At 64.2% G+C, this 14,636-nt stretch carries 10 protein-coding genes and 1 pseudogene; 6 read left to right on the top strand and 5 right to left on the bottom strand.

The features are described 5' to 3' along the window. Positions 1 to 4: 4 nt before the first annotated feature. A complete protein-coding gene (locus ACSQ9I_RS36475; protein ID WP_436316825.1) occupies positions 5 to 1,456 on the top strand; it encodes a coniferyl aldehyde dehydrogenase in 1,452 nt (483 codons plus the stop codon). A gap of 751 nt (positions 1,457 to 2,207) precedes the next feature. After that, positions 2,208 to 3,083 (top strand): transglutaminase-like domain-containing protein, encoded by an 876-nt coding sequence (locus ACSQ9I_RS36480; protein ID WP_436316827.1) that lies wholly within the window; start codon positions 2,208 to 2,210, stop codon positions 3,081 to 3,083. 251 nt (positions 3,084 to 3,334) lie between these two features. Here the strand turns inward: ACSQ9I_RS36480 and ACSQ9I_RS36485 are convergent, their stop codons facing one another. Further along, positions 3,335 to 3,943 (bottom strand): DUF4337 domain-containing protein, encoded by a 609-nt coding sequence (locus ACSQ9I_RS36485; RefSeq protein ID WP_436294300.1) that lies wholly within the window; start codon positions 3,941 to 3,943, stop codon positions 3,335 to 3,337. Positions 3,944 to 4,537: 594 nt separating this feature from the next. On the opposite strand from ACSQ9I_RS36485, the gene ACSQ9I_RS36490 reads away from it, so the two are divergent. Continuing rightward, entirely contained in the window at positions 4,538 to 4,855 is a 318-nt protein-coding gene (locus tag ACSQ9I_RS36490) for a putative toxin-antitoxin system toxin component, PIN family (protein ID WP_436316828.1), read from the top strand. A gap of 436 nt (positions 4,856 to 5,291) precedes the next feature. Here the strand turns inward: ACSQ9I_RS36490 and ACSQ9I_RS36495 are convergent, their stop codons facing one another. Next, positions 5,292 to 5,828, bottom strand: a complete 537-nt coding sequence (locus ACSQ9I_RS36495) for a helix-turn-helix domain-containing protein (RefSeq protein ID WP_436315832.1) — start codon at positions 5,826 to 5,828, stop codon at positions 5,292 to 5,294. 323 nt (positions 5,829 to 6,151) lie between these two features. Between ACSQ9I_RS36495 and ACSQ9I_RS36500 the strand changes: the two genes are divergently transcribed. Beyond that, positions 6,152 to 6,508, top strand: a complete 357-nt coding sequence (locus tag ACSQ9I_RS36500) for a helix-turn-helix domain-containing protein (RefSeq protein WP_436316829.1) — start codon at positions 6,152 to 6,154, stop codon at positions 6,506 to 6,508. A gap of 85 nt (positions 6,509 to 6,593) precedes the next feature. Here ACSQ9I_RS36500 and xerC read toward each other — a convergent pair. Both xerC and ACSQ9I_RS36510 read right to left on the bottom strand, forming a co-directional pair. Continuing rightward, a pseudogene (gene xerC, locus ACSQ9I_RS36505) lies at positions 6,594 to 7,625 on the bottom strand (site-specific tyrosine recombinase XerC); the annotation flags it as partial. A 463-nt stretch (positions 7,626 to 8,088) separates the two neighbouring features. Continuing rightward, positions 8,089 to 9,942: a hypothetical protein gene (locus ACSQ9I_RS36510; RefSeq protein WP_436316830.1), complete on the bottom strand. Its 1,854-nt coding sequence runs from the start codon at positions 9,940 to 9,942 to the stop codon at positions 8,089 to 8,091. A gap of 1,513 nt (positions 9,943 to 11,455) precedes the next feature. Between ACSQ9I_RS36510 and ACSQ9I_RS36515 the strand changes: the two genes are divergently transcribed. Both ACSQ9I_RS36515 and ACSQ9I_RS36520 read left to right on the top strand, forming a co-directional pair. After that, on the top strand, positions 11,456 to 11,653 hold the full coding sequence (locus tag ACSQ9I_RS36515) for a hypothetical protein (RefSeq protein WP_436316831.1): 198 nt from the start codon (positions 11,456 to 11,458) through the stop codon (positions 11,651 to 11,653). A gap of 859 nt (positions 11,654 to 12,512) precedes the next feature. Beyond that, positions 12,513 to 13,631 carry a PDDEXK nuclease domain-containing protein gene (locus ACSQ9I_RS36520; protein ID WP_436316832.1) on the top strand — a complete coding sequence of 373 codons (1,119 nt, stop codon included), beginning with the start codon at positions 12,513 to 12,515 and terminating at the stop codon, positions 13,629 to 13,631. 339 nt (positions 13,632 to 13,970) lie between these two features. On the opposite strand, the gene ACSQ9I_RS36525 is transcribed toward ACSQ9I_RS36520, so the two are convergent. Beyond that, complete coding sequence (locus tag ACSQ9I_RS36525) at positions 13,971 to 14,249, bottom strand: hypothetical protein (RefSeq protein ID WP_436316833.1); 279 nt, start codon at positions 14,247 to 14,249, stop codon at positions 13,971 to 13,973. Between the last annotated feature and the right edge of the window lie 387 nt (positions 14,250 to 14,636).

Raw genomic sequence — 14,636 nt, forward strand, 5'->3', positions numbered from 1 at the left:
GACCATGAATGCCGTCCCGACCCCGATCACCCTCCACGCTGCCGATGCGGCGGAAATCCAGCGCATGCACCGTCTGTTCGATACGCAGCGCATTGCCTTCGAGGCCGCCCCGTATCCCGAGCTCGCGGCGCGCAAGGCCAAGTTGCGCCGGCTGATCGACACGCTGCGCCGCCACCAGAACGAAATCGTCGCGGCGGTGAACGCGGATTTCGGCGTTCGCTCCGGTGCCGAGACCAAGCTGGTAGAGGTGATGGGCCCGATCCTGGAGGCCCGACACGCCTTGTCCCACATGGGCAAATGGATGAAGCTGCGCCGGCGCAGCACCGAACTGCTGTTCCTCACCAACAGCGCCTGGGTCGAATACCAACCCAAGGGCGTGGTGGGCATCATCGGCACCTGGAATTTCCCGCTGTACCTGACCATTGGACCGCTGATTGCGGCGTTGGCCGCCGGCAACCGGGCGATGGTCAAGGTCTCGGAGTTCTCCCCGCGGACCACCGCGCTGTTGCGAACGATGTTGGGCGAATGCTTTGCCGAAGATGAGGTGGCCGTGTTCGGCGGCGCCGTCGAAGCCGCGCAGGTCTTCAACGCGCTGCCTTTCAACCATCTGATTTTCACAGGCTCGCCAAGGGTCGGCCGCGAGGTCATGCGTGCGGCGGCCCACAACCTGACGCCGGTGACGCTCGAACTCGGAGGGAAATCGCCGGCCATCGTCGGCCCCGATGCCGACCTGCGCGACGCGGCGCTGCGCATCGCCCACGGCAAGTCCTTCAATGCAGGGCAGATCTGCGTCGCGCCCGACTACGCGCTGGTGCCGCGTGGCAAGGCCGCCGAATTCGCCGCCGCGGTGCGCGATGCTTTCGGCAAGCTGTACCCGACCATCCGTGGCAACCCCGAATACACCAGCATCGTCACCGAGCGCCACGCGGCGCGGCTGCGGCAATTGCTCGATGACGCCCGAGCCAAAGGTGCAACCCTGCTGTCCTGTGGCGACGTCGAGGGCGCCGGCCGCCAGATGGCGCTGACCGTCGTGACTGGCGTAGACGACCGCATGCAGTTGATGCAGGAAGAGATCTTCGGGCCGATCCTGCCGGTACTGGAGTACGACCGCCTCGACGATGCGATCGCGCTGGTGCGGCGGGGCGAGCGGCCGTTGTCGCTCTATGCCTTCGGCTTGAGCAGCGCCGAGCAATGGCGCGTGCTTCGACAAACCCATGCCGGAGGCGTGACGCTCAATGACTGGGGTTGGCATGTCTTCCAGCACGATCTGCCGTTTGGCGGCACCGGCAATTCGGGCATGGGCACCTACCATGGGCCGGAGGGCTTCCGCGAGCTCTCGCATGCCAAGTCGGTGTTCAAGCGGCGGCGATGGTTTCCGGTGGGGCTGTTCTATCCGCCGTATGGGAACTTGGTGCAGCGGCTTTCAATGCGCCTGTACCTCGGCAAGAGCGACTGAATACGACAAGCTCAGGCGGTGGCGATTCAAAACCGACTTGACACGCGCTGTTAGTCCAGCGCGAGCGGCGGGGTGCCTCTCTTCACCGCGGCGAACGGCAGCTTGTGTCCTCGAATCGTGGCCATCGACCGTCGTCTGTGGGCCCACAACGGCTGTTCGGATCTTCAGTTAGCAGCCGTTCAAGACGGGGGTCACCGCAGCCTTAATTTCGAAGAACGGGGTCGCGCAACTGTGAAACCTCTGCGCGCAAGCTGTTGATCTTCCTAGCTTTTCAAGTGTGACAGTCTCGGAAGAGCTCACCGGCACTTTCGGCGGAGCGATCACGCCTTTCAAGGGGCAGATCGAGAATGCCGGACATTTCTTGCAGCCGACGGCTATGGCAATCGGGCAAAGCGTCATATGCACCTCCTTCACGCGTCGCCGGCCAGCATGGCGAGACGTTCGTCCAGTTGCTGGTCGCCAGCTTCGTCCAGGTACGCGTCGGCCGCGAGGTAGTAGCGCGTCGTGTCGCGCGTTACCACGCCTCGCACTCCTCCATCCGGCGCAACTGGTGCAGCACCCGGCTCAACACATCGGCGCTATCACTTCCGTGAACCGACGTAGCACCCGCTGGAAGGGCTGTCGTATTGGCTAGGCCATCGGATCCGCCATGGGAGGAGAATCAGGTCATCGGTATCGGCAGGCGAACCGGCGATAGTCAGCGATGGTGGCACGTCGGTTGCGTGCGAACAGAGAAGCAACAGGAGCGAGCATGCAGATCCGCGTTGGTTTCGAGATGGCGTATCAGTTCCCACAGCCGACACCGATGATCCTGGCATTGAGCGTCCACTATTCGCGTGCGTCCGATCTGGTGCGGCCTGATTACCTCGTGACGAGTCCCTCGGTGCCTATCACCGCATACCGCGATCTGTTCGGCAACTGGTGCAGTCGCATCGTCGCGCCGCAGGGCCGCTTCGTCCTCAGCACTGATGCGCTGGTCAACGACACCGGCGCGCCTGATGTTGTTGCTCCTTGGGCCACGCAGACGCCGGTCGAACAGCTCCCGGAATCGACGCTGGTCTACCTCGTCGGCAGCCGCTATTGCGAGACCGACCAGCTCTCCGAGATTGCGTGGCAGCGGTTCGGCTCGAGCCCGACCGGCTGGGCGCGCGTGCAGGCGATCTGCGATTTCGTGCACCGACACATCGAGTTCGGCTACCAGCACGCGCGCCGAACGCGCACCGCCTTGGACGCCTATAAGGAAGGCCACGGCGTGTGCCGTGACTACGCTCACCTGGCGATCGCGTTCTGCCGCTGCATGAACATACCGGCGCGCTATTGCACCGGCTATCTTGGCGATGTTGGCACTGAGCCACCATACGGGACAATGGACTTCGCGGGCTGGTTCGAGGCTTATCTCGGCGACCGCTGGTACACCTTCGACGCGCGCAACAACACACCGCGTATCGGCCGCGTGCTGATTGCACGCGGGCGCGACGCCTGCGATGTCGCGCTATCCACAACGTTCGGCCCGAACACGCTCGAGGGCTTCAAGGTCTGGGCCGACGAAGTCGCAGCCGGCCTGACTGTTGACGCCCAGGCGAAATCGGATCTGCGGTCGACCAATCCTTTATTGGGCGCGAACTGACCCGCGCTTCATCTGCATCATCGCGAAATGGGACGTGCGCGGCAGCATCCAGCCGTCGTCGCCCGGCCAGAGCTGCGATCCCGCGTTCCTGCTCGCTTCGTGCGCCGCCGAACAGCATCATTCGAGAATCGTGAACAGCCAGCTCTTTGGGTCCTATGCGGCCACGGTCGGCCCGACTGCAGCAGTTCGTTCTCTTTGAGCTTCCGGCCCAACGCCCCACGTAGAGGGCTATCGCGAGGCTCGCGCAATGTTCAAATGTGCATTGCTGCTAGAGCGCCAACGACCAGGCCAACGCCTGCAACTGCGAGCATCCCCCACTCCAACCACTTTCTCCTTGTGAGCAACGCCATGGCAGCCAAAGCGATGGAGACCTGTAGCGCAGTGGTCGCTTGCGCCCAACGATGGTGCTGGTGCATTTGCGCCTCCGATTTTTGGTCCCAATCGGTTGCGTCTGCCTCAAGCTTCTGCGCCACGAGCAATATCTCAGCTTTTTCTTGTTCATACCGCGAAACCTTCGTCTGCCAGCCTTGCTTGCGGTCATCGGGCGACATGTCCCTGGCGAACTCAGCAAGCGACTGCTTCGTGCTCTTCGACTGAAAGTAGTTCCATTGGTTTGAAGCCTCGGTCTTCTTCATGCCAGCGTTGTTCTTGTAGAGGCCCGCGTTGGCTTGAGTTAGACCTCCCATGTACGCAAAGATCGCTCCCACTGTGGCGATGACAGCAGTGCATACGGCGATTTGGCTGGTCATGTTCCTGCGGCCAGGCTTTTCTGTAGAAGTTGATTCAGAGGGGCCATGCGCACTAGCGTGCTCGAGTTCGTGGTCGTGCGGGCCATGCACGTGAAAACCGCCTGCTGACATAGATTTCCTCGTTGTCGTAGGGAGGCGAGTATGACGGCGCCGAGCGACGTCTAGCGCGCGCCGAGAACACGCACGCACTTTTTGTCGCTTTTTTTTAGCAAGTACTTCGTCGCAGGACCGCTCGTCGAGAAGCACTTGGGCCGAGTTTTCTCCCTCGACCGCGAAGGTCCGGCGTTGGCGACCTGTCAAAGCCCCGCATCTGAAGCCAATGACGCGTGACCGCTGCTGCGTTGCAAGGCGTCCGCGAATAGCCGCCACTGCGCTCTCCTGCCGAAGCCCCGGGAAGCGGATCGGCGCTGGCTGCTATAACCTGCATCGCTATGGACAGCCGCCTCATCCGTTTCCGCATCAATCGCGACATCGAGGAGAAAGCGCATCGGATGGCGGCTGAGCGCGGCATGGAACTGCCGGATGTCATGCGCATGATGCTAACCAAGGCCGTGCGTATCGGCGATTTCGCTATCGACCAGGATCGAGACGCTGCCTCGGAACCGGCCAACGACGTGCCTTTCCAGGCCTACGAACCCCGATACTGGGAACCGCTGAAGGCGTCTCTGGACGCGGAAGCCGCGCTGGCGCTGCTGAAGCAGGCGATTGCCGACCGGACGGCTGCAGGAGCTCAGTGGCATCCTCGCGCGCCGCAAGTTCGCCAAGAAGATCGCCGCCTCCGGCCTCACGCTGGAGCAACTCGTGCATGGCTACGCCACGCTGGCGAGCCTGGTGCGCCCGGCCACGATCGCGCCCACCATCCAGGATGACCCCGACGACGATGCCGTGCTGGCCGCCGCCGTGGCCGCACGCGCTCGGCTCATCGTCTCGGGCGATCGGCATTTGCTCACGCTCGGGCAGTTTCAGGGCATCGCCATCCTGACCGTGCGCCAGGCCATGGAGCAACTGGTGCAGCAGCCATAGCGCGCACGCGATGCGCGCGTGCCGCAGTCCTCGCGCTGGCAGCTGCAGCGTGAGGACCGACGGACGCACCCAGGAAGCCGGTAACACCTCAGGGTCAAGGCTGCATGCGGCCTTGCGCCCGATCGGTGTGACCTCTTGCCGAGCAAGTAACACCGAACAATCGAGCAACCGTGCGGGTTGCCGGGCACCTGGTAGGTGCGTATGGCGTATGGGGGCTGGGCTGCTTAACAATTAAGCAAACGCATTCGGCGCCGCGCCTTCGAGCACCCCGTTCGAACGATCGGCACGATCGCTTCGAGAGCGTCACATCACGACGCGCATGCGTCCAGGGGTGTAGCCCAACTGCATCCTTTGTGTACCCTTTCTGTACCTCTGCGGCCGTGCTTCGCACGATCATGAGCGCCCCCCAGTCGTCGCGCTCCTGCACGTCATCAATCTAATCGCGCAGAGTGAACACCACCGACAGGTACGTGACGGGCTGCGTGCCGATCGCCTCGATGCCATGCAACGCGCAGGCTTCGAAGAGCAGCGAGTCCCCCGCGCCGAGCTCCACCACCTTCGCCCCATAGCGGTATCGCACCTCGCCCGAGAGCAGGTACAGGAACTTCAGTCCGGGGTGCTGGAAGGTCACGTAAGGCTCGGCCCCCGGCAGCAGCGTCACCAGGTAGGGCTCCACGAACAGGTTGCCCGACAGCAGATGCCCCAGCAACTCGTATCGGTAGTCGGCCACGGCACCGACCCGGTCCACCTGGATCCCGTGCCCCGCCCGCACGTGGCTGAAGTCCGTGCGGCTGGGCTGGTCGCCGAAGAAGCGCGAGATCGGCACGCCCAGGCCGCTGGCGATGCGGTCCAGGGTTTCGACGGAAGCGGAGACCAGCCCGCGCTCGATGCGCGAGAGCATGGAGCGCGAGATGCCGCAGCGCGCAGCCAGCTCACCACCTGAGGCCCCAGCCGCCATGCGCAGGGCGCGCACCTGGCTCCCGAGCAGGGAGGCGGGCCTGCTGCGCGCGGGCGGCCCCTCGCGCAGCGGCTGGATGCGCGTCACCGATGCCGGCAGCCGCAGGGGTCGGGCAGCGGGAGCGGTGAGGCGAGTTGGCTGCTTTTCATGCGAGGACGCTCTGGGCAGTCGAGAGCCCGGCCGCGTTGCGCAAGAACGCTTGCCCGCGACGGTAATGGCTCTCGCGGCTCGACATGGCGTGATTCGGATTCGGTGCTGTCCAGGACATGCAGGGGAATCCATTATGTGTCGTTTAAGACGTTTCCTCCACAGGCACATTCAGGGAGCCTGTGCCGTCCATGACAGCACCTCCCAGAACGAAGAAGAACGCCGGTGTGCGGGGCGCGCTGCCCAACGCCGTCACTCTCGCTCTGGGCGGCAATCTCAGGCGTTTTCGCGAAGAAGCTGGCATGACGCAGGTCGAACTGGCTTTCGACGCGGAAGTCGAGCGCTCCCGTATTTCCAAGATCGAGCGAGGACACATCAACCCTTCGCTGCTCACGCTGGCCACGCTCTGCTACTGCCTGGAGATCACGCTGCCGAAGTTGTTTGAGGGAGTGAAGGACACGTTGGCGCCTTCATGGAAGGGCGGCGCACTTCGCCGCTCGAATCAACCCATTCTCGGCTTGCCCCTGAAGAAGGCGCGTCGCGGGTAGGTCAGGGGAGCGTGGCAAGGATGCAACTTGAGTACAGATCAGATGCAGTTCGGGTGCATGTTGGCGCATGCGTGCGTCCTGCGTGTCATTCCCCGTCCGCGTCGGCCTCGCGCGCCAGCGCCTCCAGGAACGCGCTGGCGGCGTTGTGCGGGTCGGGTTGAGGCTCGCCCACGTCCAGCGCCATCTGCCGGCCCCTGAGGCGCCGCTTGGCGCCCGGGTGCGTCATCGCATGCACCTGCAGCAGCTTCCGGATCGCCACCTGCGTGTAGATCTGCGTGGTGGAGAGCTCGACGTGCCCGAGCATCGCCTGGATGTGGCGGATGTCGGCGCCGCCCTCCAGCATCAGGGTGGCCATCGTGTGGCGCCACAGGTGGCAGCCGCCGCGCTTGTCGATGCCGGCGGCGGCCACGCGCTGGGCCACCAGGGTGGTCAGCCACGTCGAGGCCAGCGGGTTGCCCTCGTTGCCCAGGAACAGGGTCCGGTCGTGCTGGTCCAAGGCGAACTGCTCGCGCGCCTCGTCCAGGTACAGCCGCACCCAGTGCAGCGCGCGCTCGCCCAGCGGGATCAGCCGGTCTTTCTGGCCCTTGCCCTGGCGGATCAGCACCACGCAGCGCTCGGCATCGATGTCGTCGATCGCCAGCGCAGCGATCTCCATGCGCCGCATGCCGGTGGCATAGAGCACCTCCATCATGGTGCGGTCCCTCAGGCCGATCGGCGTGCCGATGTCAACGCTGGCCAGCACCCGCACGGCCTCGGCGGCGGTGAGCACCGCGCGCGGCAGGCGCTTGATCTGGCGCGGCAGGTCCAGGTCGGACGCCGGGTTGGCCGGGATCTCGCCCACCCGCGTGAGCCACTTGAAGAAGCCGCGCAAGGGGATGATTTTTCCTCTCTGGCTGATCAAGGCCAGCGGCTCGCCGTCCTTCTTGCGGTAGTGGTACAGCCAGCGCTGGTAGCGCTCGAGCACGGCGCGGCTGACCTGCTGCGGATGCGTGACGCCGCGCGCATCGGCCCAGGCGGTGAACTCGCGGATGTAGCGCTCGGCGTTGTGCCGGCCCACCGGGGTATAGCCCTTGACGCCCAGGTGTTCCAGGTAGCGGTGCATGGCGGCAGTCAGGCCCCTGAGGTCGCCCGGGCGCCCGAGGCAGCGGGCAAGGGGATGCTGGCGAAGCGCCGCCGCGGGTTGGGCGTGTGGGTGTACGGGCGCGCGCCGGTGCGCATGGCGGCGGCCTCAGTGCGCCGCGGCTACGACAGCGGCTTAAGGAAGAAACCATCGGGCCTGTTCAATGCGTGGCGGCGCCATTGCGCAGCACATCGGGCTGCAGAGCGCATGGCTGCTGGGTTCGAACAAGCGCTCCGCGTTCGGCATGCCGAACAGCCCGATCATCGAGTCGTGCAACGCATCGCAGCTGCGGCTCCCCAGGTCAACGTTCCGCAGTCTTGTTCGGCGTGCCGAACACCCAGCAATCTGCATCGATGGATCAAACATTCGGCACGCCGAACACGACACGCGCACAGCTCAAAAACAAGAAAGCCGGCAGCATCGCTGCCGGCGCCTCGGGATCGGCGATGAACTCAGCGCGTCACGGCACGTTCGAAGCGTGCACCGCGAACGGCTTGAACGGCAGGGCCAGCTTGCCAGCGTACTCGCCAGTGGATGCCAGCGTGGGGCAGACACCGGGCGCGGAACAGAAGTTGGTATCGGGATAGATCAGGTCACCGAACCGGTAGTTGTCGATGCTCTGGCCGCTGTAGTTCGCCACGCTGACGATGTTGCCCCGCGTGGAGTAGTTGTCGGACATCGTCACCATGATCGGGTCGACGCGCGAGTCCTCCATGGTGCGCAGGATGGTGCCGCTGTTGCCGTCGTCGGCAAACTTGAGCCAACCCCACTTGCGATTGGCCCGATCGGTGAAGATCAGCATCGTGTTGATGGCATCGTCCTGGCTCGGGTAGTCCTTGGCCGCGGCGAGGTGCGTGATGTTGCTGCCCAGGCCCGTCACCACGCCGACTTCCGCGACCTCGGCGGGCGTGCCGACCGCCGGCTTGGGGCCCTGCACGTACTGCCCCAGCGAGTACATGTGCACCTTGCCGTTCTCGGTGGCGATCCAGGCGCGTGGATAGCGCGGCACGGTCTTCCAGTACGGGCTGTCCGGCGAGATGCGTTCGCGGTCGTCCTTGCTCCAGTAGCTGTAGGTCGAGGTCGTCAGGATGCTTGTGGGCTTGTCGGCCAGCGTGATCGTCTTGATGATCGTCGGCGTGGCCTGTGGGCGATCTGCCAGCAGGTAGGGCCACTGGTTGGCGGCGAGCCCGACGTTCTGCGTTTCCAGGTTGCTCGCAGCGCTGCCCAGGTACATGTCATTCGTGTACTTGAAGAGCGGGCCGAGGTCGAGAAAGGCCAGGGTCTTCTCCGACTTCGAGGCCACCACCGCCACGCCGCCCTTGGCGTACTTCTCGTAGTACTCGCCGCCCGGCAGGAGCTTCGCCCGGTTGTCGGCCATCGGAGAGGCTTCCTTTGCCATGCCCGACAAGCCACCGTTGCCGGTGTACACGACAGCCGCATACGGGTGCATGCCGGTCGTCACCTTGATGGATGTCGGGGCCTTCATGTTGGCGGGCAGATCGACGTAGCCGAGCACCTTCATGAAGATGTAGTTGCCCTGGTTGAAGAAGCCGGGGTGGACCATGTCCATCCAGTCGTGCCACCAGTCGTACTTGGGACCATTGAGCGTACAGCCCTGGCAGCTGCCACCGAGCGAGATCACAGCGACCTGGCCCTTGTGGCTGATGGTGTCCCACACGGTGACGAAGGCGAACTCGCCGCCCCCGGTCACGGAAATGGCGGTCGGCACCTTGCCGATGGCCAGCTTGACGCTGGCACGGTTCTGGGCGGTGAACGTGCCGACGGTGAAGATCGTTGCCGCCTTCGTCGGGCTGCCCTGTGTCGCAATCAGCGAGAGGCGCGTCGAGGGGCTGTCCGCGGCGTTCTCGCCGCGATCTTCGACGATGGGCAGGTCCGCCGGGTCGTTCGGCGACAGCACGCCTGCGGCGTAGTAGTCATCGATCGACGTGGGCAGTATTCGCCGGTCTTGCCACAGCAACTGCGGGCGCTGCATGAAGGTCACCCGGTCGGTCGCCTGCGACTGGAACCACGCGACCGAGTTCGACAACGAGCTCCCACTGGCGGGCGTGCCGATCGCTGCGCCATGGATGCTCACGTACAGGTTGCTCGCGAAGGTGTTTTCCGCACCGAGCTGGTAGTAAAGATCATTGCCTGGGCCGTGGTTGATCGCGCCCACGTCGGCCCGCAGAGAAAGCGTGTTGACGCCGGTCCTGGCCGCCGCCGGCCCGAATCGGTACGCCACGCCCTCGGACTGGCCGAACTTGTAGGCGATGTTGTCGTAGGCATTCGCAACGATGGCGCCGGAACTGTCCACCACGTCTCCGGCGATGGGTAAAGGCGCGGGAGCAGGCGCGGGGGCGGGGGCCGGGGCCGGGGCCGAGGCCGGAGCGGGAGCGGGAGCGGGCGCAGGTGCAGGCGCAGGACCGGCCGACACACATGATTTCGCCGTCATGAACGCGGGATCGCCACCAAAGAACGTGTTCGTGCACGCTGCTGTTCCAGTGACCGACTGGGTGATCCAGCGCGAGTCGGCGCCGTACTTCACCAATGTGGGGGCGGGCACGGTGAATGAGGAACCTTCCTCGGCGAGCCAGGTTCCCGCGGCAGGGGCGGTGGGAGGGGGCGGAGCAGGCGGGGTTTGCACATAGCACGCCTTCGCCACGTACTCCAGCGGGTCGCGGCCGAAGGTTGCGTTGTTGCAGACCACGGTGCCGGCGAGCATCTTGCTCGTCCAGGCCGAATTCGCGCCGTATTGCACCTCCGTCAACGAGGCCAGGTTGAACGCCTGGCCTTCGTTGGCGACCTCGACCCAACTTGAGTCGAGCTTGCTGAGCTCTGCCTCCTTGTCTGCGGCGGGCTCGACTGCCGATGCAGCCGGCGAAGCTGTCGACGCATCGGTGCTTTGAGGGAGAGCGAAGCTGCCGCCTGGGCCACTTCCGCCCCCACCGCAGCCCGCGAGTGCACCTGCTGCAACAAAAAGCAGAAGCGCGCTTTTGTTGATTTTTTTCACACTGAATCTCCTGGTCAACCTGTGGACGAGAAAAAAGAAGTCCCCTGCGCCTCCAAAGGGCGCAAAGAAATGGGTAAAGAAACTGCTGGAACGGGAGGGGCTGATCGCCGCGTGGGCTAGAGGGATGTGGCACGTTGTCCGTGCTCGACCCTGTACGTGGTGTGGGGCCTGAGGCCGCCGGACATCGAACCCAACTGGACCGCGGCGACAGCCTTATCGTTCTTCAAGAGAACGCCCACGTGTCGCCTTTCCTCTTCGCGGTGCCACTGCGATTCGATCGTCAGAGCTGCAACCGATTTGTCATCGGTTCTTTTGAGTACTTAGGTAAGCTGCATGCGCTGCGCGTCGTCGCCGCAGTTCGCTGCGACAGAAGCCTTCATAGTGTTGCCTTCTATTGTTTCAATAGATGTCTGGACTGGTGTTATTGTCGGCTCACCGATCTCTTTTGCGCCAAATCAAAGGCTCAAAGACAGGCACAACTTCACGTCGTGGCCGCGCGATATCGAATAACGGCTCTATGACGCCATTCGAATTAACAACTTAGTTCGAAGACGTTGCGGCTCTTCCACGCGATCAACGAATACTTAATTCAGATTAAGCTGAAAGAACCAGAGTCTTGAAAGAATGCGATCAATTCAAGGTGAACCGCCCAAGGCTGGCCGAGTCGATTCGTCGACTTGAATCCTGGAAGACCAGCGAAGCGATGGACGTGGACGCTGGAGCGCCTCCTCTAGAAGGAGGGTTCCCGGTCAACGCGAGTTGAACCACGCTCGCGACCAGTCCGGGGGTGGTCGCGCAAGCCGCTCAACGAGAAGCAATGGCCGAGGAGAAAAAGATAGGACCCTGCATGTGCCGTTATTGGTGCCGTACGCTCGCCAGGATCCGTGCCGATGACGTGGAGCACGTCCGCCTCGACGATCTGGCCGCGTACTACCGTGCCTGGGGCATCGATCTTTCGTTCCCGCAGGGGCTTGATTTCGACCACGACCCGACGGACGCCCGCCGAAGTGGATGAGCTGCGGCAGTAGTACCAGGCACCCCTAACAAACGCAGGTGTGCCGGCGTTGGTGGTCCTGGCGGCCGACTGCAGCGACGGTGCGCATGTCAATGGCAAGCTGCAGGACACGCAAGGGCGCGGCATCTGCGCAATCTTCACCCAATCGAACCGATATGCACGGCGACGCCCAAGAGCGGTTCGAGATCGTGGCGCACGGATCGGGCACATGCTCAGCCTGATCCCGGTGTGCGCTCGACCAATGGCGACAAGCCCAGGAAAGCCTCGACGCGAGCTCGCAAGCCCAAGATCCGGAACCGCTGGGCGTATGCGAACTACCTCAAGAAGAAACGCGACGCGTAAAGGGAAATGAATGCAGACCAGTACAAGAGCGAGAACTATGTCAGGGCGGAGAGCAAGTCCGCCGAACGCCGGGCCATATGACGGCGAGAACGGTGTGCCACCCTCAAGGTCGCAGCAAGCCAGCCCCACCCACCCCCTCTCTTCTCTCTCCTCTCTTCGGGCCAGCACGAGGCGAAGCGAGGCGGACCAGCAGTCTTGAGGCCGCGCCCGCGACCGGCCGCGTGCCGGAGGAAGGATTCGACGCGCTCGGCGCCGGGCGTCCGCGTCCACCTGGTCGGCGATGCGCCGCACCCTGGTGGCGCAGGCCAGCAGGCGCTGCCGTTCCTTATGACTCAGCACCACGCCGTGCCCGAGGTTGCCGGCAGCCACCGCGACCACCATCGCGTCCTCGCGCAGCAGCGCGAGTGCGTCGCGTGCCGGCAGCCCGCAAGGGCGCCGAAGCTCCCGGCCCCTCGCATCGGCGCACCGGACGACCACGAGGCACTACATTTCCCGGGTGTCTACCGCCGCTCCCACCTTGTTCGACTACGCTCGCTTCGCCGAGGATCTGAAACGCCGCATCGACGGTGCGCGGCTTTCGGCCGCGCGCGCCGTCAACCGCGAGCTGGTGGCTCTGTACTGGGACATCGGGCAAGCCATCCGCGAACAGCAGGCACGCCGGGGATGGGGCGACGCGGTGGTCGATCGGCTGGCGCGCGATCTCAAGGCGTCCTTCCCCGGGACGACTGGCTTTTCAGCGGCGAGCCTCTGGCGCATGCGCCAGTTTCACGAGACCTACACCGCGCCGGAGTTTCTCGCACAGCTTGTGCGAGAAAGAGAGCGCGCTACCAAACGCATCCAAGGTCCCAAGGCGCTGACGGCCGTCGACCATCGTCAACTCGCACAGGCGGTGCGAGAAATGGTGGAGGCGGTGCCCTGGGGCCACCATGTCAACCTGCTCTCCAAGCTCGACGATGCTGCGCGGCGGCTCTTCTACCTGAAGGCCACCGCGCGCTTCGGCTGGAGCCGCAACGTGCTGCTCAACCAGATCAAGGCGCAGGCCTACGAGCGGTCGTTGGCCCAAGGCAAGGTGCACAACTTCGCGCTGGCGCTACCCGAGCATTTTGCCGAGCAGGCCGAGGAGGCGCTCAAGAGCAGCTACAACCTGGAATTCCTTGGCATCCGGCGCGAGATCAAGGAGCGCGAGCTGGAGGACCACCTGATCGACAAGCTGCGCGACTTTATCCTCGAGCTGGGCTACGGCTTCTGCTTCGTCGGGCGCCAGTATCGACTCTCGCTCGGGCGCAAGGAGTACTTCATCGACCTGCTCTTCTATCACCGCTTCCTCAAGGCGCTGGTGGCGATCGAACTGAAGATCGGGCCCTTCGAGCCGGAGTTCGCCGGCAAGATGGATTTCTATCTCAACCTCCTCAACGAGAAGGAGCGCGCGCCGGACGATGCGCCATCGATCGGGATCATCCTGTGCGCCGAGAAGGACAACCTCGAAGTGGAGTTCGCACTGAAGAGCAAGTCGAACCCGATCGGCGTGGCCGAGTACCACCTCCAGGGCAAGCTGCCGGCCGAGATGAAGGGAAAGCTGCCCTCCGCGCGCCAGCTTCAGGAAGTAGTGCGGGCCGTCTACCCCCGATTGGGTTGAGCCGCAAACGCAACGCAAGCACGCGTGAACCCATTTGGATCGACTGGGGATTCGGGTCCACGATGAATGATGTCGCGGCACACAAGGTCACGGGCAGCGCCGGCCAGTCGAATCGCTAGGCGCCATTCAATCGGCGCGCCTCCGGAGCAAGAACCTATCGTTCAGCCCGGCCGCGCAGCGGGACGCATCCGCGCAGACTCAGGATCTCTCGCGTTGCCAGCACACCTCCTCTCGAGCGGGCGGCGCAACTGAAGCAGCACGGCGAACACATCGGGCGCTATCGATGAATGCCCCGGCGATGGCAAGAAACTGGGAATCGATCGAAGCGGTGCGCCAGTTTCAGACCGATCGCCAGACGGTCTCTTCTTCGATCACGGTGACGAATCGCCGCGCCGAGAACCCCTGCGGATAGAGCGTCCGCACCGCGGCCTCAAGGTCCAGCTCGCCCACTTCGTCAAGCGCGCGCCCCGCGTCGGCAGGCAACAGCTGGTCCGGGTCGTGCAGCAGCGCCGCATCGTCGCGCAGCGCGATCGGCATCTCCTCGAGCGACACCTTCAGGAAGCCGGCGAAGCGCTGGCGGTCGCACTCGATGGAGGTGTCGACGATCCAGCCGTGCACCTCGGACACTGGCCCCGCCCTCAAAGCGACACAAGGACTCAGCGTTCGGCATGCCGAACACGGGACGAGAACGCAGGCGAGAAAAAGCCGACAGGATCGCTGCCGGCTTCCAGATGGTCACGCTGTGAATTCAATCTGTCTCGTCGTCCTCCGCGCTTCGATTGGGGCGCCCAAGCACAACGGCGTCACGCCACCCGGCTACCCTCGAAGCAGAAACCCTTGATCAGATCTGCTTCATTCCTCGTGCAGGGAGTCGTCCCACGAGTCCGCGAAGCGCGGGTGTCGCATGCCGGCTCGGGTGATCGACGCGCCGATAGAGACGCAGCAGCTCGCGTCCGCATTTGATCTTGGATAGGACAGACCCTGCTGGTAGAGAGATCACCGACC

The organism is Variovorax sp. LjRoot84, from assembly GCF_964254305.1.
GTDB lineage: Bacteria > Pseudomonadota > Gammaproteobacteria > Burkholderiales > Burkholderiaceae_C > Variovorax.

Coding starts and splice junctions, on each gene's coding strand:
- ACSQ9I_RS36475 (WP_436316825.1), top strand. CDS start 5: ATGAATGCCGTCCCGACCCCGATCACCCTCCACGCTGCCGATGCGGCG.
- ACSQ9I_RS36480 (WP_436316827.1), top strand. CDS start 2,208: ATGCAGATCCGCGTTGGTTTCGAGATGGCGTATCAGTTCCCACAGCCG.
- ACSQ9I_RS36485 (WP_436294300.1), bottom strand. CDS start 3,943: ATGTCAGCAGGCGGTTTTCACGTGCATGGCCCGCACGACCACGAACTC.
- ACSQ9I_RS36500 (WP_436316829.1), top strand. CDS start 6,152: ATGACAGCACCTCCCAGAACGAAGAAGAACGCCGGTGTGCGGGGCGCG.
- ACSQ9I_RS36515 (WP_436316831.1), top strand. CDS start 11,456: ATGGCCGAGGAGAAAAAGATAGGACCCTGCATGTGCCGTTATTGGTGC.